The organism is Siphonobacter sp. BAB-5405, from assembly GCF_002872335.1.
In the GTDB taxonomy this organism is placed as follows: domain Bacteria; phylum Bacteroidota; class Bacteroidia; order Cytophagales; family Spirosomataceae; genus Siphonobacter.
This window is the reverse complement of record NZ_NJAG01000006.1, coordinates 1-19,789: the sequence shown is the minus strand read 5'-3', so window position 1 is coordinate 19,789 and position 19,789 is coordinate 1. Positions and strand designations below refer to the sequence as shown.

Sequence of the window (19,789 nt, the reverse complement as noted above, 5' to 3'; positions counted from 1 at the left end):
GTAGCCACTCTACATAAGGACCTTGATTCAGTCTGCTCAAGACAAATACGATCCAACTTCAGCCCTGTTCGTTAGTATGACGGGCAGGGCTGAAGTTGGATCGTGTGGATTAGGGATTAACGATGAGTTATACATTAACTGCTCGTCCGCTGTTGTAATACGAACCAGGTACAGGCCCGCCGGTAGGGATCGAACGGTCAAGCGGCCCTGGTAAGCCTCATTCAGATACGTTAAAGGCTGTTCGGCGGTCACGGCTTTCCCCAGCGAATTGTACAGCACGTAGGTGGGTGTACGCAGAGCAGGTTTTAGTTGTACCTGCAACAACACTTCATCCCGAGCCGGGTTGGGTGCCAGGGTTACGGATGTAGTCGCACGGGGTTCTACCGAAGTAATAATCAGTTGGAAGGAATCCGATGTCTGTACCGACTGGCAACTGGCATCCGGATTGTACGCCAGCACCCGGTACGCACCCGGACGGGTAACCCGGATTTTCTGCTGCGTTTCATTACTCAGCGTATCGTTGCCCAGTAGCCATAGATTCCGGTACGGGCTGGACGATACCAATGTAAGACTGTTTTCCGCCGTAATGGTGGGCTTTTCAGGATTAACGCAGAAGGTCTGGCTCAGCTCCGGAGCGGCCAGGTGTTTATCATCGCCCGGCTGGCTGGCTACTACAGTTACTTTTCCGTAATCCGTAAAACTCAGCGTTGCCCCAGCAACCGTAGCCGGACCACTAACAACCCGATACTGGATGGGCAACTGCGTGTTACTGAGCGTCGGCAGGCTGTAGGTTCCCTTGCCGAACGCAAGCGAAGCGACCGTTTCCCACGGAATGAGCTGCCGGGCTTTCTGTACGGTAAACGTCCGTACGATGGGCTGGGCCGTTTCATGGTTGGCATCCCCCGTCTGTAGAGCCGTTATTTTCACTTCACCAATCCCCGTTAGTTGTAAACGATTGCTTTCCAGTAGCTGAGCGGGACCTTGCACCTGGTACTGCACTGGTAAGGTGGCGTTACTTTGGGCCTGTAACGCAAAGGGCGTACTGGAATAGTCCCGCGTTGCCAGCTCCGGGAACGTTAGGACCAGCTGTCGTTTCACAATAGTAAATTCGCGACTCACCTCCGGGGCTGCTTCGTGATTGGCGTCACCGGGTTGGGTTAGGGTAATCCGAGCCACGCCCGCACCGGTAATTCGGACTTTCGTCCCGGTAAGAGCCACGGGTCCCGTACTACTGATTTGCAGCCCTAAGCCGGAGTTGATGCGAGCGGAAAGATCGAAATCCGCATCTCCGTACGTACGATTGGCTAGTTCATCAAACGAAATTTGCTGTTTGAGTTTATGCACGGTAAACGTTTGGGTAACCGATGCAGCTGGATCATAGCTATCGTCCCCCCCCTGAGCAATGGTAACCGTTATGGTACCCGCTCCGGTAATCTTCAGCGAACCGTCGGCTACCCTGGCGGGTCCCGTCACCGTAATGGCTACGGGTAAGCCCGAGCTGGCTGAGGCCCCGACCGTAATATCGCCATCCCCGTAGGTACGATCGGCTATGGGTTGTATACGAATCGTCTGCTTGCCTTTGGCTACGGTAAATCGCTGGCTCACGGAAACGGCCGTGGGCAGGTAGTTTTCATTGCCGGGCTGACTGGCAGTGATCGTTACCGGACCCGCTCCTTTCAGCCTCACTGTTGTACCCCCCACTTCGGCGGGGCCGCTAACGGTCAGTACTGCCGGTAAGCCCGAAGACGTTTGTACCTCCAGTTGAAAATCCGGATCGCCCATGGTTTTATCCGGAATGGCCGCCAGCGAAAGGGTTTGTTCGGCTTTGGCAATGCTGAGTTTTTGCAGGACCTCTGGGGCGGCGTTGTAGTTCTCGTTGCCCGTCTGTTTCGCCAGAATTGTTGCTTCCCCGGCTCCGGTCAGCGTGACCTGATTGCCCGAAATCTGTACCGGTCCACTTCCTTCAAACGTTACGGGTAAGCCCGTAGAAGCACGAGCTGATAGCGTAAAGGGAGCGTCGCCGTAGGTTTTCGAATTGATTGCATCAAACTGTACGCTCTGATTGGCTTTGGCTACCGTAATGTATTGCCGGGCTTCGGCTGACATATAGTTTGCATTTCCCTGCTGATACGCACTGATCAGAATTTGACCGGCTCCAGTGATCGTCACGCGGTTGCCCGATAGGGTGGCAGGACCCGCCACTGCATACATTACGGGCAGACCGGAACTCGCTATAGCTGTAATTTCAAAAGGGGGATCGCCAAAGGTTTTCGGGGTAATCGTACTCAGGTCGATTTGTTGAACTGCTTTCGATACCTGCATGGCATAGCTGACCCAATATGGTTCCCATTCATCATTGCCTTTTTGAGCAATTTCAATATTGATCCAGCCGGGTCCATGTATTTTCAATAATCCCTGTTCACTGAGTTCTGCATTCCCCGCAAGCAACCGATACGTTACGGGTAAACCCGAACTCGCCCGTACTTTGAATTGCAACGAAAGGTTGTCACGAAAAACCTGATCGCTGGGAATAGAATCGAAATACAACTCCTGGGGTTTTCCGGGGGTGTACTTGGCTACATTGGAGTAATAAGGCGAGGATAAGGGTCTTACCCGAACGTAGTGTGTTTTCTTCGGATCTAAAGCATAGTTCACATCAGAAAATACGGTAACGATTGGATCAATCTGCCAAGGACCATTTTCACTATCGGCATACTCAACCAGGAAACCCAGGTTATCCTCCGTTTGCTGCGTCTCGAAAACGAGGGCCAAATTGGTTGCATCAGCCCGTCGAAGTTTTAGATTATAAGCAGAGCCTTTGGGACTGGCTGAAAGATTGTATTGATCATCACCGTACCCCGGGTTGTTCATTCGAAACCAATAGCCATTATACGCCCGGTCAAACTGCCCCGCTGAAAAATGATCGGTCTGACAGCCATACGAATGCCAGTAGCTCATCAGGTTTTTCGTATCGGGCTTATATAACATACCTTTCGCATCCACAGGAGTACCCGTATACACGCAATTACTGATTGATATGCCGGCTACACCTGTTATATCGGCGGGCGTATCACAAACCATATCTCCGGCCGTTGCACAGTTGGAACCATCCACTAATTCGCTCCCCCCTACGGCGTCAAAAGTGTGATAAAGATTCAGGTAATGGCCTATTTCGTGGGGTAATAAGTTATCCTGATATTTATAACTATTTTCATTTAAAACAATCAGGTTTGAGCCTTGACCGCTGGAAGATGGATAATAAGCGTATCCTGCATAACCAACATAAATACCATTTCTCATAGAAGATATGATGACGTTAGCCGCATTTTTTTCCAGTTGATTCACGTACGTGAGTGGATCAACCTCTCCTTCATGATAGGCCGTGTTTGCAAGTATTTTTACAGAAGTAATGTAAAAGCTGATATTACTGCCCCGGTAAAATTTTTCCAGCCAGTACATGTTTTGAGCGATGTAATTCTTTTCATCGGCATTCACCGCCCGGCCAGCTTCGGCCGATGGTCGGAGAATGGTAAAAGCAAGGGGTATCGTAACGGGTGTAGTAGCTACTCTTCCACCAGCCATTTTGGAACGTTTGATCCACTCTCTAAATTCAATATTGTTTTGGGGAGTGGGTGTTCCGCAGCTCAACGGTACGGTTTGTGCTTGCGAGAAAAGACTGATGAAGAGAAAAAACCAGGCTAAAGTAAACCCTTGAATACGTCTTTTTATAGTGAAAAAATGTAGACGTATAAAGTGAGCTGAAAGGATACGAATAGGTAAAGGTAAAATCATTTCAATGAAGGTAAAATGGACAATTTTTAAAGGGGGTTGGTAAAGATACGCTTCCGCTTTATCGCTTTATATTACCTTTTATTAATACTTTTAAATATCTCAAAGAAGCGTAAACACATTCTTCTAATTGCTAATTCATTGCACAGAAAAATGCCTGTCTTTACGTATCACTTTACTTCATAAAAGCTTATCATTTCCTGCGAAAAAGATACAAAAAAAGCCGCCTGTCTTGCGACGGCGGCTAGCCTGTTTTAGGAGATCATCCCTTCTTCCTAACTCATCAACTCCGTGTAAAGGGAGTAAAATTTATCGGACATTTCTTCCTGTTCTTCAGGTAATTCCACCTTCTTATCAGGAATGTCATTCAGGATTTGATTGACGCTTTCGCTGTAATCTTCCTCTGCTTTTACCACGACATCGGCGTACTGGGCACCAATTTTAATAAAGCCATCGTAATCGAGCGAACTCAGGCTGGAAAGCATGTCATCTTCAATGTCCATGGCTTTCACCTTATCGAGCAGCTCTTCGGTAAACTTGTAACTAAAGGGGTTGTTGTAGACTGAAAATACCGACTTCGTGTCCTTAAACATGGGATCATTGCGGTAGGTCGTTTTCAGGTACAGCGGAATCAAAGCCGTCATCCAGTCGTTACAGTGCACGATATCGGGTGACCAGCCTAATTTCCGAACGGTTTCAATCACGCCTTTGCAAAAGAAAATGGCCCGTTCGTCGTTATCATCGTAGAATTTCTCGTCTTTATCGAAGAATACTGATTTCCGGTGGAAATAGTCTTCGTTGTCAATAAAGTAGACCTGCAGTTTGGCACTGGGAACGGACGCCACTTTAATGACTAATGGCTTTTCGTCGTCGCCGACTGAAATATTGATTCCGGAAAGGCGGACGACTTCATGAAGGCGATTTTTGCGTTCGTTAATCAGTCCAAACCGGGGAACCAGTATCCGGATTTCCATGCCCCGCTCTTGCATCGCCTGGGGAAGTTTTCGCACGTATTCGGCAACGTCTGTGATTTGAAGAAAGGGATTGATCTCACTGGCAACGTACAAAATCCGGAGTTTACTCATGGGGCTTCAAGAGTTTACGAAATGGGTAAGGATATTCCAAATTCGCTTGCAAAAATATAAAAAAAATGGCTAAAATCCATGAATTAATTTCAGAAAAACTATACTTGCAAGTTTTTAGCTTCCTGAACTTTTTACCCGTTCGACTTAGTTTACCGCTTTACTAACGCTGATTACCAGTACTTCATACACGCTTTTCTTTCTGAAATATCCCATGCAGCTGATTTTTACCCAGGCTGAATTACGAACCTACCTGACCCGCTCCACGGAATCCATTGGCTTTGTTCCGACGATGGGGGCCTTACACGAAGGACACCTGCAGTTGATCCGCCGGGCCCGACAGGAAAATGCGGTGGTGGTTTGCAGTATTTTCGTCAATCCGATTCAATTTAATAACGCCGACGACCTAGCCCGTTACCCGCGTACACTCGAACAGGATTGTGCCCTGCTGGAAGCCGCCGGTTGTGATGTGGTATTTGCTCCCTCCGCGGCAGAAATGTACCCCAGTCAGCCCGTGCTGACCTTTGATTTCGGTACCCTCGAACGCGTACTGGAAGGAGCCTTCCGACCGGGTCATTTCAATGGCGTGGGTATCGTGGTTTCCAAACTGTTTCATCTGGTACAACCCACGCGGGCGTATTTCGGACAGAAAGATTTGCAACAGTGTCTGATTGTGCGGCGATTGATTCAGGATCTGAGTTTTCCGATTGAGCTGGTGATTGCCCCTACCGTACGCGAAACCGACGGACTGGCGATGTCGTCGCGGAACCGTAACCTGACTGCCGACGAACGGGCCCTGGCTCCTTTTATTCAGGCGGAGCTTCAAGGGGCGAAAACGGCTCTGGAACAGGGTACGTCGCCTGCCGAAGTGAAAGCTCAGGTACGCGAAGCCTTCGCGGCCCAGCCCGCTTTCCAACTGGAATACTTTGAAATTGCGGATATTGAAACCCTACTCCCTCTGGAAGATCATCAGTCGGGACAGCCCGCAGCTCTGTGTATTGCGGTGCATCTGGGTAAGGTTCGACTAATTGATAACCTTTTGTTGACGGCTTAAACAAAGAGTCCGGCCAGCTGGCCGGACTCTTTGTTACCCTCCTCTATTCAGGTTTTCTCTCCCAGTACTCACCTGAATGATTCCTATACTAGTTAGCAAACCATAACTTCAGTTTTTTGTCGTTCTGGCCGCCCTGGCGTTTCAGAGCTTCGCTGAAATTGGTATAGTTCAGCGATTCCTCCGAACCCGGATAGGGCAAACGCGTGGGTACTACCCCTCCATTCGTATTCAGCGTCGGAGGCGTTAGTACGGGAATGCCCGTGCGGCGGTACTCCGTCCAGGCTTCCACGCCCTGTCCGTACAGAGCAATCCATTTCTGCTCAATCAGTTGCGTATAGCCCGCCGTACTACTTTTGAAGGCATTGGCCGTCAGGTACGCATCCGACGCCGTGAGTCCATACTGAGCGTGCGAAGCTTTAATGGCATCCGTGTAAAGGGTAGCCGCTTCGCCAGCCGAGGTAATTCCCTTATACGCAAATTCGGCTTTAATAAACAGCAATTCAGCATAGGTCATGATTACGCCTGGGGCCGTAGCCGACACGAAGTAATCCCCCACTTTCGACGTTTTTGACAAACCCAGAGCGTTGGCATCCGACGCCGACAGACCGTTGGGTACGCCCTTGTAATCACCCCCATCGGCGGGCAGGTTGGCGTATACTTTCAGGCGGGCATCTTCCATTCCTTTCAGTTTATTCACCAACGTCGCACTCACCCGGTGGTCATCCCGCGTTTTGCGGTTTTCGTTGACTGGGTTATTACTCGGAGCTGCATTGAGGTACGTCAACTGCACGTTATCGGCATTGGAAGTCAGTACCGGATACTTCGTCGGATCTTTCAGGATGCGTTCGATCTCGGCTTTCACATCGATCGGAGCATCCGCTTTTCCCAGCATTCGGTTCAGAATCCGCAGGCTTTGCGAGTTGGCGAATTTTTTCCATTTCGTCAGATCGCCATTGAACAGAATATCCCCTGCAATCGCTTTGCTTTTATCCGTAGTATTGATGAGTTCCGCAGCCGTTTTCAGTTCCGCTACCAGACCGGCGTAGACGTCTTTCTGAGTATCATACTTCGGCTGTAAGGTTCCTTCCATGCCTTTGATGGCGTCCGAATACGGAATATCGCCGTATACGTCCGTAAGCAGGGTAAATACCCAGCTCCGCAGAATGGTGGCGACGGCCTGGTAATTCGTATTTCCCGTCTCCTGACCAATCTTGTAAATACGCTGGTAATCGGCCAGTGACTCAATGTAGAAATTACTCCAGCCCGCGTTCGCGACGTCGTTGGAAGTCGTATACTGATCGACATCGGTATACTGAATCCGAGCCCAATGCTGAGAAACCAGATTTCCCACGTCCATGCCCAGCGAACCTCCCCAATACGCATTCACGGCGGTCTGGATTCCGTTCGGCATGAATAAATCGGCCGTAGCCGTCGTGGGATTGTTCGGGTTCGTATTTATTTGGTCGAACTCACCCGTACAGGCGGATAACCCAACCAGTACAAACGCCAATGCGGCTTTATATCGGAATGAATGAAAAATGCGTATCATGTCAGAAACTGTTACAGATTTAAGCTGATGTTGAAACCAACGGAACGAGTGGTCGGAATCTGTCCGTTTTCAATCCCCTGCACATTCGTATCGCCGTAATAGCTGGTCTCCGGATCAATGTGCGGAATGTTGCTGTGCAGCAGAGCCAGATTCCGGCCTACCGCTGAAATCGTGATGTCACGGAAGGGCAAACGCTTGAATACTTTTCCGGGGAAAACGTAGGTCAGGCGTACCTCGCGAAGCTTCACGTAGCTACCGTCGAAAATGGTCTCTTCGTTGTTCGTTAGCAGGTAGTACTTATGGTGCCATTCTTCCGAAGAAATGTTTTTGGTATTCGGCACGTACTCCGGATTAGCTGCCGTCCCCACATTCACGACGCCGTCGCCCACAATACCCGTTTCCCGACCTACGGTCGTTTCTTTCAACACGCCGGTATAGCGACCGATATTAATGGTTTGCGAGAAAATATCGCCGCCCTGCTTCATGTCAATCAGCGTCGTCAGGGACAGGTTTTTGTAGGCAAACGTGTTTTGCAAGCCGCCAATCCATCGCGGTGTGAAGTTGCCTAATACGCGACGAACCGGATCGATGACGGGGTAGCCACTCTGGTCATAGACAATCTTTCCTTCCGGATTCCGCAGAAAACCCTGTCCGAAGAACGTACCGTAGGGCTGTCCGACGCGGGCTTCGATGCCCATGCCCCGCATGGTCCCGAGGGTGTAGGTGGTCAGGTTATCAACTAATTCCTTGACTTTGTTCTGGTTACGGGCCCAGTTCAACGTAATATCCCATTTGAAACTGTTCGTTTTCACGGCAGTACCCGTCAACTGAATTTCGACACCCCGGTTTTGTAACAGTCCGGCGTTGAGCCATTTAGACGAAAAGCCTGAAGCATTCGAAACGTCTACCTTCAGAATCTGGTTGTACGACTGCTTATCGTAATAGGTTACGTCCAGACCAATCCGGTTTTGCCAGAATTTTAATTCCGTACCGATTTCGTATGAACTGGTGATTTCTGGTTTCAGCTCGGCATTCAGTAATTCATTGCTTTCTTTCAGCGAAGCCTGACTACCCCAGGCGTTGGCGTAATCAAAGGCCTGAAGCAGGCGGTACGGATCGGTGTCGTTTCCTACGCGGGCAATACCACCCCGAATTTTGGCGAATGAAAGGAACGAGGACTGCACACTAAACATATCCGTCAGTACCGCACTGACCGCCGCCGACGGATAGAAGTACGAGCGATTGCTGGCTGGCAGGGCACTCGACCAGTCGTTACGGGCCGTCAGATCAAGGAAGAGGTAGTTACGGAAGCCGAGGTTCGCCGACGCATACAAACTATTCACGACTTTCTTACTGTACGAATTTTCCGTAACTGGACGCAGCCGCGAGTTACCCATATTCCAGACGCGGGGAATCGCCAGCTCAGCCGCCGACATGTAATCCCGCTGGTAGAAGTTTTTGCGGTGGTTGCCCCCGACGTTGGCCGTTACGTCAAACTCTCCGAATTTGTGCGTAGCGTTCAGCAGGAAGTCAGAGTTTGATTCCTGAACGAAAATTTGTTCTTCGTTATAACCATCGAACAGGTTGGACGTGCGGGCGGCGTTTTTCGTTTTACGACGATCGGTATAAAAGTCGGTTCCCGTACGAGCCATCAGCGATAGCCAGTCGGTGAACTTATACGTAGCCGAAATATTTCCGAATAAGCGGTCTTTTTCGTTTTCCCGTTTGCTGTTCGCCAGCTGGTAGTACGGGTTCGTCCAGTAGTTGTAGTTCCAGTTATTCTGGTAAATGCTACCCGGAGCGGTGTAGTTTTGCAGGTTTTCCATATCCACCTGCCGACCGAACCAGATGAAGTATAGTCCCCAGTTGGTACGGTTATCACTGCCGTCTTTCACGTAATTACCCGTAGCCCGAATGTTCAGTTTGGGTGTCAAGTTCCAACCAGCATTTAGCGAAACCGTTTGGCGTTTGTAGTTCGTGAAAGGCAGAATTCCTGACTGATTTAAATCGGTAAGCGACAGACGGAAATCGCCTTTGTCAATACCACCCGTTAAGGAGATGTTATTTGTATAGGTTTTACCCGTTTTAAAGAACTGATTGACGTTATCCGGATGAGCCACCCAGGGCGTAGGCGTACGCACGCCATTGACAACCGGCGAATCAAACTGCTCGATCAGGCGACCATCCAGTCTGGGCCCCCAGCTTTCGTCTACGCCATCGTTCACGCCGCCGCCGCGACCGTCCACAAAGCGGAACTGCCCCTTGGCTCCCTGACCGTACTCATTCTGCCATTCGGGTAAACGAAAAGGCGTATCAAACGTCGTATTAGAGTTTACCGACACGCCAATGCCTCGCGATCCTTTACCGCTTTTCAGGGTAATGAGTACTACGCCATTCGCTCCGCGTGACCCATACAGAGCCGCCGCTGCAGGACCCTTCAGTACACTCATCGACTCAATATCATCGGGGTTGAGCGAAGCAGCTCCGTTTCCGTAATCGACTGCCGTGGGGTTATTATTGTAATTGCCATTGTCAATGGGTACACCATCCACCACAAACAGCGGCTGGTTATTATTTCCAATCGAGCTGGACCCCCGAATCAGCATTCGCGACGAAGCTCCCGGTGATCCATTGGAGTTGGTTACCTGTACCCCGGCAATTTTACCCGACAGGGCATTCACCAGGTTGGTCTCCCGAGCCTGTGTTAGTTGTTTTCCTCCGATTTCCTGTACCGAATACCCCAGGGCTTTCTTTTCCCGCGTAATACCCAGGGCCGTTACCACGACTTCGCTCAGGCTACTCGCGTTCATCTGTAGCTGAATGTTCAGCGTACTTTCATCCCCCAGCACTACTTCCTTACTCGTAAAACCTACATAACTGAATACCAGTGTATTGCCCGAAGATACGGCCAGTTGATACGCCCCGTCGGCGTTGGTGGTAGCACCCTTGGCCGTGCCTTTGATCGAAATTGATACGCCCGGCAACGGCTGCCCATCTTCCGAAGAAGTAATCACGCCCGTCAGCTGCCGATCCTGAGCGGTTGCCCAGAGACTACTCAGCAGCAATAGCAGAATAGATAAACGTTTGTTCATGAGATGTGTACGCGTTTTGTGAATGAAATACAGTCCCATCCCGACCTGACAGCCAGGTCGGAAAAGCAATTACGGAGTCGATCAGAGCTTAGCTCAGGGGAATGGTAGAGCGTGAAGAAAGAGCATTCATGTTTGGTTAAGATTAATGGGAAGAAGCCAATTTTTATAGAATCTGGAACCAATATTACAAAAACGTATATCTAATTCAAATAATATTCTGATTTTTTATTAGTTACTTATTTTTTATGATGCTATACACAAATATATCAGTAGTATATTTTATTAAATTATGTTATATTAATATATAGTTTTAAATTTTTCAATTAACTCAATTAAACATCAAATTCATAATTTAAGACAATATCAAACATAATTTTTCTATTTTTCATATATATATTTCAAATAAATCATATAAATCACTAATTATCCGTAAAACGTTATCTCTCCAAATTCATCAACTAATCTAAAAATTTGTATGAATGGGCGAGTGTAAAAACTTCAACTGGTTGTTCTGTCGAGGAAGGTAGATGAACAAGCCACTGTTAACGTGCTAAGAACTCAAGCGTAGAAAGTCATTCACCTCAGCAGAGCTGTGTGAAAAGAAGTGAAATCTGGAGAAGAGAGAAGAACCCTTCCAAGCAAGAGTGTCGGGAAGGAAAAACAACTGCCCAGGCCTGATAGGTCCCCGAGCAGTTGTTCAAAATTTACTGTATTGACTCGTCCGCTGCTTTTGTTTCGGGGACGCCCCACCACACCAGAAGCAAAGCGACTAACGCAATACCGGCCAAAACCAGAAATACAGTTTGAAAATTACTACGCTGGAGCAGAAACCCCGCAAACGCATTACTCAGCGAAGCACCTAGCCCAACGGCGGTGGCAATGGCCCCCTGCGTAGTATTGAACAGTCCGGTACCCTTCGTTAAATCGGATACAATCAGGATCGATAAAACTCCGAAAATGCCAGCTCCCAGTCCGTCAAGTACCTGAATGCATACCAGTAAAATCTCGTCGTTGGTTAGCGTATACAGTACCCCACGAATGGGCAAAACCAGAAAGGCGACCAATAAGATACGTTTACGACCCTTGGAAGCATGTTTTCCAACCCAGGCACTGACGGGGATCATGACAATCTGAGCGACAACGATACAGGCCGACATGTAGACGGAGGCTTCGCCCGCCTGGGCTTTTAACGAGAGCCGTTGCCCTAACAGGGGCAGCATGGCCGCATTCGCAAAGTGAAATAGGACACAAGCCAAAGCAAAAAGCAACAGGGAGGGCGTACGTAGCAGCGACCGCCAGGGACTTTCATCCGTCTTGTGATCACTCTCCCCACTGCCGCGAGCCAGTTCGTGGTTGATTTCCCCGTCTTTGATTTGCCAGATGCTGATGCTACTCAGCAGAGACATGACGGCAAGCAGGACGAAAATACCTTTGCTACTGAGAAAATGGCCAATCAGTCCCGCCAGCAGAGCAGCGATTACATTCCCGGCGTGATTAAAGGTTTCATTACGACCGATCCGGGCGTCGAGTGCCTGATGTCCGACCAAGCCCAGCGTAATGGCTGCCACTGCGGGACCGAACCAGGCTGCCGAAATGCCCATCAGTGCCTGACCCGCCATAATGACCGGATACGTTGGAATCGTAATGGTGAGTAAGGCGGCTCCTGCCATTAACAGGGAAGCCAGCACCGTAAACCACTTTTTACGCGTGGTACGATCCACCAGTATTCCGGCGGGCGTCTGCATAACAACGGTCGTGATTCCCATAACGGACATGGCAATGCCAATGTCCTGGGGTTGCCACCGTAACGTCACCATCAAATAAATGGCTAAATAGGGCCCCATCCCATCGCGAACGTCGGCTAGCAGGAAATTCGCTTTGTCCAGTGCGGATAGACTCTGTCGGGAAGGCTGCGGTACCAGGGAAGAAGTGTTTACCATTTCTTGAAAATGAAAAACACCGCAATGATCAGGAAGACAAACCCGACGGCGTGGTTCCAGGCCAGGTGATCGGTTTTAAACAGGTAAACGGTCATGAGCGTAAAGACCGTCAGCGATACGACTTCCTGGATAATCTTGAGCTGAAAGAGCGTAAACGGCCCTCCCGTTTCCTCGGAACCGATTCGGTTGGCGGGCACCTGGAAGACGTATTCGAAAAAGGCGAGTCCCCAACTCAGGGCAATGACGCCGAATAGCGAAAGTTTGGCCAGCTGGGGCCATTGTTTGACCTGCAGGTGTCCGTACCAGGCCAATGTCATAAACGCGTTTGAAACTACTAATAGAGCTACACAAGCTAATCCTTTCATGGTTCAAGTTTTGAGTTCCTAGTAAAAACTATCTTCTCAGGATCTTGGCTCACCGAAGGAAGGATTTTAATTCGTTTTTAAGACAAATGAAGCTCGACAGACCGAACTCAAAACATTGATTACCAACCCAACCACATATACATTATTACTAAAATTTCCTGAACCGAGTACGTAAGGTACGAACCAAGTTCAGGAGATTGATTTGTAAGGGTATACGATTGAAGACCGGAAGGTCTAAGTCCTACGCTAGGCCGTCAGTTCACGGAACAGGGTTTCCAGTGATTTGCCCGATTGCCGAAAGGATGCTATGGATTCATCCGCCACCAGCTTACCCCGTTTCAGGATGATGGCCCGGTCGCAGATGGCTTCGACTTCCTGCATGATGTGGGTAGAAAACAGTACCGTCTTCTCCTGACCGATGTTTTTGATGACCGACCGAATTTCAGCCAGCTGGTTAGGGTCCAGACCCGTGGTGGGTTCGTCGAGAATGAGTACCTGAGGGTTATGTACCAGGGCCTGAGCCAGTCCAACGCGTTGCCGATACCCTTTCGAGAGTTGTCCAATGCGTTTGTGTTGCTCCAGCCCCAGCCCTACCTGCTCAATGACTTCGTTCACCCGTCGGCTGAGCGTTTCACCTTTCAGTCCGTACAACGCTCCCATGGAACGCAGAAACTCTTTCACGTACAGATCCAGGTACAGGGGATTGTGTTCCGGCAGGTAGCCCAGATGTTGCCGAACTTCCATCGAGTGTTTCGTTACGTCGAAACCGGCGACTTCAACCGTACCGCTGGAAGGCCGTAGGTACCCCGTCGCAATTTTCATGGTCGTGGATTTACCCGCCCCGTTCGGTCCGAGAAAACCGACAATTTCCCCCGGCTTCACTTCAAAACTAATCTGATCTACCGCTTTCTGCGGCCCGTATATTTTGGAAAGCTCCTTGACAATTATGGACACGTTTCGGTACGAAAAAGGTGATTGAAAACTTTAGGCAAAGGTAGAGTTTCACCGGCAAATGTACATGCCCGCTGGCCCGCTCCCTTTAAACGTATAGCTTGGCTCAGGTGGTATATCTACTGATTTCCTGCCGCTTGAATCTTGTCAACTTCCGATGATTCCCTATTTTTACCTGATTATTCACTTCATCCGGGCATATTTTTACTTTTCTTTGAAAGAATACGTTCATTTCGCGACTTCTTTTTCCCGAGATCAGCAGAGTGCCCCTAATTACGTTCACGAAACACCATTGCATCCGTGGCCAACGACTCCTTTTTTCGTAAGAAATCCATTCAACAAGTACTAAACACTGACGCTACCGGTGAGTCGCATGGCTTATCGAAAGTGTTGGGTGTTCGCGATTTGACCTCTCTAGGGATTGCGGCCATCATTGGAGCCGGTATTTTCAGTACCATTGGTCGGGCCAGTTTTGATGGCGGACCTGCCGTATCCTTACTTTTTGTTTTCACCGCCATTGCCTGCGTATTTACGGCGTTGAGTTACGCTCAGTTTGCTTCGACCGTACCCGTTTCGGGCAGTGCGTATACGTACGCGTACGTATCCTTCGGCGAATTATTTGCCTGGATTATCGGCTGGGCCCTGATCCTGGAATACGCCGTTTCCAACATGGTAGTAGCCATTTCCTGGTCGGAATATTTTTCTTCCATGCTGGCGGGTTTTGGGCTTCATCTGCCCGGGTGGCTCACCGTCGATCCCTCCTCCGCCAGCGAAGCGGTTCGGGCCTCGGCTCCTTCCATTGGCGGGATCAAGCTCATCTGTGATTTACCCGCAGGACTTATCACGGTACTGGTAACGGCTCTGGTATACATCGGAATCAAGGAGTCCAAAAACGTCAGTAACATGCTGGTGGCTTTGAAGCTGGCCGTTATTCTGCTGGTGATTGTTGCCGGCGTATTTTACGTGAAACCCGAAAACTGGTCGCCCTTTGCTCCCAACGGCGTGAGCGGCGTACTGAGTGGCGTAGCCGCGGTATTCTTCGCGTTCATCGGTTTCGATTCGATCTCTACGACCGCCGAAGAATGTAAAAATCCCCAGCAGGACATGCCCAAGGCCATGATTTACTGTCTCATTATCTGTACGGTACTCTACGTCTTGATTACGTTAATTCTGACGGGTATGGTTCACTACAAGGAATTGAACGTGGATGATCCGCTGGCGTATGTCTTTCACAAAGTAGGATTTGATTTTGTAGCGGGGGTTATTTCGGTCTCGGCTGTCATCGCCATTACGAGCGCCCTGCTGGTGTATCAGCTCGGTCAGCCCCGTATCTGGATGACCATGAGTCGTGATGGTTTGCTTTGGCCCAAGTTTTCGAAAGTACACCCGAAGTATCATACGCCTTCGTTTGCGACGATCGTTACGGGCGTAGTCGTAGCGATTCCTTCCATGTTCTTTGACATGGGTTTCTTCGTCGATTTAACCAGCGTAGGAACCTTCTTTGCCTTTATTCTGGTCTGCTGCGGGGTGCTGTACCTCGATTACCAGGGACTGACGAAATACTCTAAATTCCGGGTTCCATACATCAATGGTCAATATGTAGTAGGCATCGGCTTCGTTATCGCGATTGCTTTCGCCATTTATTCCAATCACTTTGTATTGGCCATGGAAGAAAAGCCGCTATTGTTTGTGTTCTGGATTGTGTGGGCTGTTCTATCGGTACTAAGTTACCGCCTCAAATTTTCTTTGCTCCCGGTTTTAGGAATCCTTACGAATCTCTATCTGATGACGGAACTGGGCTTTTGGAATTGGGGAGCTTTTGTGGCCTGGCTACTGATTGGACTCGTTATATACTTCAGCTACGGACGTAAACACTCCAAACTGGCTAAAGCCTAAATTCACTTGCTATGGTACGTCTCCTTACCCTCTCGCTAATGCTGGTAGCTTCTACCGTTGCGTTTGCTCAGAAAAAAGTCCATCAAACGGATGCCGCCCCCGCTCCCATTGGTCCGTATAGTCAGGCCGTGGAAGCCAACGGTTTGGTTTTCGTTGCGGGGCAGGTCGGTATTAATCCGGATACGAAAAAACTGGTTGCGGGAGGCGTAGATGGGGAAGTTCCCCAAATCATGCAAAATATTCAGCAAATCCTCAAAGCGGCTGGGCTGAATTGGTCGGATGTAGTCAACACCACTATCTACGTGAAAGACTTAGCGAACTTTCAAAAAATCAATACGCTATACGCCAAATACTTTGAAAAGGATTATCCGGCCCGTACCACCGTGGGCGTAGCAGATTTGCCCGGAGGAGCTAGTGTAGAGATTACGGTTATTGCCGCTCGACGGAAATAAGCTCATCCTTACGAAAGCAAAAAGGCCGGATCAATTCCGGCCTTTTTACATATACATTTCAATAAGCTCTTTACGCGAGCCATTTATCCGTTTAAAAGTTTCCAATCGTTAAAGAATTTGTCTCCTGACACGCTCATAGGTAACGTCGTTTTGCGAACGGCGTTGGTTGAGCGGCTAGGTTTCCAAATCAAACCGAGCTTTACTAAAAGGCGACGGGTAGCGAAGGAATAATTCATGGCTTTTACGGTATTAAATGGTTCTCTATCTATCAAGGAACGTCGGCCCTTTTTAAATCGTGCCTTAATCATTTAAAAATACCGTGCCATATGGCTCGATCTTTGAAATTCATATAAAAAAAAGCCTGACTTTCTGAAAAAGTCAGGCTAAGTATTTGGTTTAGCTATAAAAAACTAGTCACTTCTACGGCCACCCATCAATAAACTTACATAGTACAACAACGTAGCCAGCGAACCAAGGGCGGCAACCACGTACGTACGAGCGGCCCATTTAAGAGCATCCGAGGCCATTTCATGTTCCCGGGCTGTTGCTACGCCCGTTCTCTCAATCCAGGCCAAAGCCCGATTGGATGCATCGTACTCTACCGGCAGCGTGATAAAGCTAAACAGCGTCGTTGCCGCAAATAGAGCCACGCCAATCGCCAGCGGAATGGGTGTGGTATTGAGTAAAAGGATACCCCCCAGAATGATCCATTGCATCCAACTTGACGCAATGCTCAGAAAAGGTACCATCGAACTACGGAACTGTAACCAGCTATACGCCGTAGCGTGCTGTACGGCGTGTCCGCATTCGTGAGCAGCAACGGCGGCGGCGGCTACGCTGCGGCCGTAGTATACATCATTACTGAGGTTTACGGTTTTATCCGCCGGGTTATAGTGGTCGGTAAGCTGACCTTCTACGGACAACACCCGTACGTCATAAATCCCGTTGTCGCGTAACATTTTCTCAGCGATTTCTTTTCCGGAGAGGCCAACCGCCAGCCCTACCTGTGAGTATTCAGCAAATTTGCTACGTAATCGCCAGCTGACCAGCATGCTGATCACCATGAAGATTATACCAATTAAATATGCTCCTGCCATAGTTATAGTGGTTTATTAGACTAGGACGTATTCTAAGTTTGAGATTTCAGGTTTAATGGTTTAAGGTTTAATTTCGTACAGGTTTTTGTAATTTTTATAAGCGTTGTTCAAACGTTAAACCTAGTTCCTCAAACTTCAAACCTCCTCAAACCTTAGACTACCTTCAAACTATCAAAAACTAGTCTTTATTTTCTCAATTAACGCTGAAGTTGAAAAACCTTGTACTAAGGGTACCGTTTTCACCTCGCCACCATTACCTAATACAAAATCCGAACCAACAATGGTTTCGACGGTGTAGTCATCCCCTTTGACCAAAATGTCAGGATTAATGGACTCAATCAGCTCTTTTGGCGTGGGTTCATCGAACAAAATGACAGTATCCACAAAGGCCAGCGAAGCCATCAAACGGGCTCGGGCGTACTCATTGACGACGGGGCGAAGCGGTCCTTTGATCCGGGATACTGAAGCGTCCGTATTCAGGCCAAGTACCAGTCGATCGCCCAGATTACGGGCTTTTTCGAGGTAGTCGACATGACCTAAGTGTACAATATCAAAGCAGCCATTGGTAAAGACAATTCGCTGACCGCTGGTTTTCCATTCTACCAACTGAGGAATCGCTTCGGCGAGGGTTTTAATTTTTGAAGCTGTGTGCATGGGTTCTCGTCATGAATTGCGTAGGCGAAGCCTACAAATTGGGGCATCCGTGCATCAATGATGCGGACCACACGGGCGGTAAAACCTACGATTGACTGACGACCGCCTTGCGGCTGGGCCGACTAATCACAGAAATTACTAAGAAAACCAGGCCAATGGCCAGCGTACTGAGCATTTGCGAGCTTTGAATGAAGGTAGCCAGCGTACCACTATCGGCCTCGGGCAACTCGTAAATGGAGTGCAGGGCAAAGGCTACAAAGGCATTATACGACCCTACGCCACCGGGTGTCGGTAAAATCATGGCTAGTGCTCCGGTGGTCATAATCGTCAGAGCCACCAGCGGCGACAAGTCCGCAAACTTGGGTATTGCAAAGAAAAGCACGTAGCCCATCACGTAGTACATGCCCCAGATCATCACCGTATAAAACAGAAACAGACCGGGTTGGCGTAATTTCCGAATACTCAGTAAACCCGCCAGTAGCCCCTGCCCCGCCTTCGCTAGCTTTTTTACGATAGCCAATTCAAGCAAACGTTCCCAGAGAAAGAAGACCGTCAATCCACCCGCGATCAGCAGTCCCAGTACAATCCAGATTAGTACGGGCACCCCGCTTTCGGAGTCGGGTGTAGCTGAAGTAGACCGCTGGATAAAGGCCAGTAGCCGATCAAAATCCAGCAATAAGTTGATTCCCAAGAGGATAAATAGGGAGAGCACGTCGAAAATCCGCTCCGTAACGACCGTACCCAGGGATTTTTCGATGGGAATTTCATCGCTTTTATACAAAGCACTGCAACGGGTTACTTCGCCCAGTCGGGGTACGAGGTTGTTGGCAAAGTAGCCCAGCCAGACGGCGGTATTCGTTCGCAGAAACGACGGATGATAGCCCAGCGGTTCCAGCAAAATTCGCCAGCGGGCGGCCCGGCTTCCGTGAGCCACGAAGGTCAGCAGCATCATAACCCCTACCCAGCGGAAATCAGCCTGCGAGACATCGGCCCACAATTGTTCTGGATTGATGGTACCCGAGTGGATGGCGTACCAGGTCAGGCCCGCCGCCAGACCCAGAAAGACAAGATATTGTAATACGTTTTTCATGCGATGATTCGCTGTAAGCAGACCGGTTTCCGGCAAAAATAAAAGAGGTGACCCGTTTCCGAATCACCTCCCGGCAAAAACCATCATCTTCTACTACTAATCGGTGGTCCTTTTTATTTCACCAGATGATTATTGGCATCCGGAAAAACGACCATGGGCTTGTGCTCTTTCGCCTCTTCGGGAGTCATCATGGCGTAAGCGATGATGATGATGATGTCCCCAACCTGAGCCCGGCGAGCCGCGGCTCCGTTCAGACAAATCGTCCCGCTTCCCCGTTCACCTTTAATAACGTACGTTTCAAAACGCTCGCCATTGTTATTATTGACAATCTGAACCTTCTCATTCTCAAGCAGGTTCGCTGCTTCCATCAAATCCTCGTCGATGGTAATACTACCTACGTAATTGAGCTCCGCCTGCGTTACCCGAACGCGGTGAAGCTTTGATTTCATAATAGTCAGGAACATCAGTGTGTATTGTTTCCAAATCCCCGAACGTGTAAGGGGCGGGCAAAGTTCGGGAAAGTTTCTTCAGAAATGACCATTCGGGTTAAGAAAAGGCGTTCTGAACGCTTATTCAGAGCTGGCTTTTTCCAATGAATTCGATGCTTCTGCTAGCCTGTACCAACGATCCTATGGCAAAAAATCGACTCAGCAATGAACCGGTTCCCGTAAATTACTTTTCACCGAATAAATTATTAGTTTTTGCACAAACGGTTGTTCATCCCGTAGCAACAGTTTGCACATGTTTTCAGGCCCAATTTCCGCCCTCCCAGGCCCTG

14 protein-coding genes are annotated in these 19,789 nt (G+C 49.1%); 3 read left to right on the top strand and 11 right to left on the bottom strand.

What is annotated here, in order from left to right:
* Positions 1 to 36: 36 nt before the first annotated feature.
* Positions 37 to 3,582, bottom strand: a complete 3,546-nt coding sequence (locus BWI97_RS05340; RefSeq protein ID WP_158242691.1) for a M43 family zinc metalloprotease — start codon at positions 3,580 to 3,582, stop codon at positions 37 to 39.
* Between the two features lie 482 nt (positions 3,583 to 4,064).
* Positions 4,065 to 4,874 carry a glycogen/starch synthase gene (locus BWI97_RS05335; RefSeq protein WP_094809146.1) on the bottom strand — a complete coding sequence of 270 codons (810 nt, stop codon included), beginning with the start codon at positions 4,872 to 4,874 and terminating at the stop codon, positions 4,065 to 4,067.
* A gap of 211 nt (positions 4,875 to 5,085) precedes the next feature.
* Here BWI97_RS05335 and panC point away from each other — a divergent pair, with 211 nt between their 5' ends.
* Positions 5,086 to 5,925, top strand: coding sequence for a pantoate--beta-alanine ligase (gene panC, locus BWI97_RS05330; protein ID WP_102200274.1), 840 nt, complete (start codon positions 5,086 to 5,088; stop codon positions 5,923 to 5,925).
* 88 nt (positions 5,926 to 6,013) lie between these two features.
* On the opposite strand, the gene BWI97_RS05325 is transcribed toward panC, so the two are convergent.
* The 5 genes from BWI97_RS05325 to BWI97_RS05305 all read right to left on the bottom strand — a co-directional run bounded on the left by BWI97_RS05325 (position 6,014) and on the right by BWI97_RS05305 (position 13,825).
* The gene (locus tag BWI97_RS05325) at positions 6,014 to 7,474 is read right to left on the bottom strand and encodes a SusD/RagB family nutrient-binding outer membrane lipoprotein (protein ID WP_102200273.1); all 1,461 of its coding nucleotides are present in this window, start codon (positions 7,472 to 7,474) and stop codon (positions 6,014 to 6,016) included.
* An 11-nt stretch (positions 7,475 to 7,485) separates the two neighbouring features.
* Positions 7,486 to 10,566, bottom strand: a complete 3,081-nt coding sequence (locus BWI97_RS05320; protein ID WP_102200272.1) for a SusC/RagA family TonB-linked outer membrane protein — start codon at positions 10,564 to 10,566, stop codon at positions 7,486 to 7,488.
* A gap of 704 nt (positions 10,567 to 11,270) precedes the next feature.
* A complete protein-coding gene (locus BWI97_RS05315; RefSeq protein ID WP_102200271.1) occupies positions 11,271 to 12,506 on the bottom strand; it encodes an MFS transporter in 1,236 nt (411 codons plus the stop codon).
* Positions 12,500 to 12,871 carry a DMT family protein gene (locus BWI97_RS05310; protein ID WP_094809134.1) on the bottom strand — a complete coding sequence of 124 codons (372 nt, stop codon included), beginning with the start codon at positions 12,869 to 12,871 and terminating at the stop codon, positions 12,500 to 12,502. The genes BWI97_RS05315 and BWI97_RS05310 overlap by 7 nt, the downstream gene beginning before the upstream one ends.
* A 246-nt stretch (positions 12,872 to 13,117) precedes the next feature.
* Positions 13,118 to 13,825 (bottom strand): ATP-binding cassette domain-containing protein, encoded by a 708-nt coding sequence (locus BWI97_RS05305; protein ID WP_102200270.1) that lies wholly within the window; start codon positions 13,823 to 13,825, stop codon positions 13,118 to 13,120.
* 297 nt (positions 13,826 to 14,122) lie between these two features.
* On the opposite strand from BWI97_RS05305, the gene BWI97_RS05295 reads away from it, so the two are divergent.
* Both BWI97_RS05295 and BWI97_RS05290 read left to right on the top strand, forming a co-directional pair.
* Positions 14,123 to 15,718: an amino acid permease gene (locus BWI97_RS05295; RefSeq protein WP_102200268.1), complete on the top strand. Its 1,596-nt coding sequence runs from the start codon at positions 14,123 to 14,125 to the stop codon at positions 15,716 to 15,718.
* 11 nt (positions 15,719 to 15,729) lie between these two features.
* Positions 15,730 to 16,170 (top strand): Rid family detoxifying hydrolase, encoded by a 441-nt coding sequence (locus tag BWI97_RS05290; protein ID WP_102200267.1) that lies wholly within the window; start codon positions 15,730 to 15,732, stop codon positions 16,168 to 16,170.
* 410 nt (positions 16,171 to 16,580) lie between these two features.
* Here the strand turns inward: BWI97_RS05290 and BWI97_RS05285 are convergent, their stop codons facing one another.
* The 4 genes from BWI97_RS05285 to panD form a co-directional block, all read right to left on the bottom strand.
* A complete protein-coding gene (locus tag BWI97_RS05285; RefSeq protein ID WP_094809139.1) occupies positions 16,581 to 17,267 on the bottom strand; it encodes a zinc metallopeptidase in 687 nt (228 codons plus the stop codon).
* A 171-nt stretch (positions 17,268 to 17,438) separates the two neighbouring features.
* On the bottom strand, positions 17,439 to 17,921 hold the full coding sequence (gene rfaE2 / locus BWI97_RS05280) for a D-glycero-beta-D-manno-heptose 1-phosphate adenylyltransferase (protein ID WP_094809140.1): 483 nt from the start codon (positions 17,919 to 17,921) through the stop codon (positions 17,439 to 17,441).
* An 85-nt stretch (positions 17,922 to 18,006) separates the two neighbouring features.
* Positions 18,007 to 19,011: a lysylphosphatidylglycerol synthase transmembrane domain-containing protein gene (locus tag BWI97_RS05275; protein ID WP_102200266.1), complete on the bottom strand. Its 1,005-nt coding sequence runs from the start codon at positions 19,009 to 19,011 to the stop codon at positions 18,007 to 18,009.
* A 113-nt stretch (positions 19,012 to 19,124) separates the two neighbouring features.
* Positions 19,125 to 19,475 (bottom strand): aspartate 1-decarboxylase, encoded by a 351-nt coding sequence (panD, locus tag BWI97_RS05270; protein ID WP_094809142.1) that lies wholly within the window; start codon positions 19,473 to 19,475, stop codon positions 19,125 to 19,127.
* Between the last annotated feature and the right edge of the window lie 314 nt (positions 19,476 to 19,789).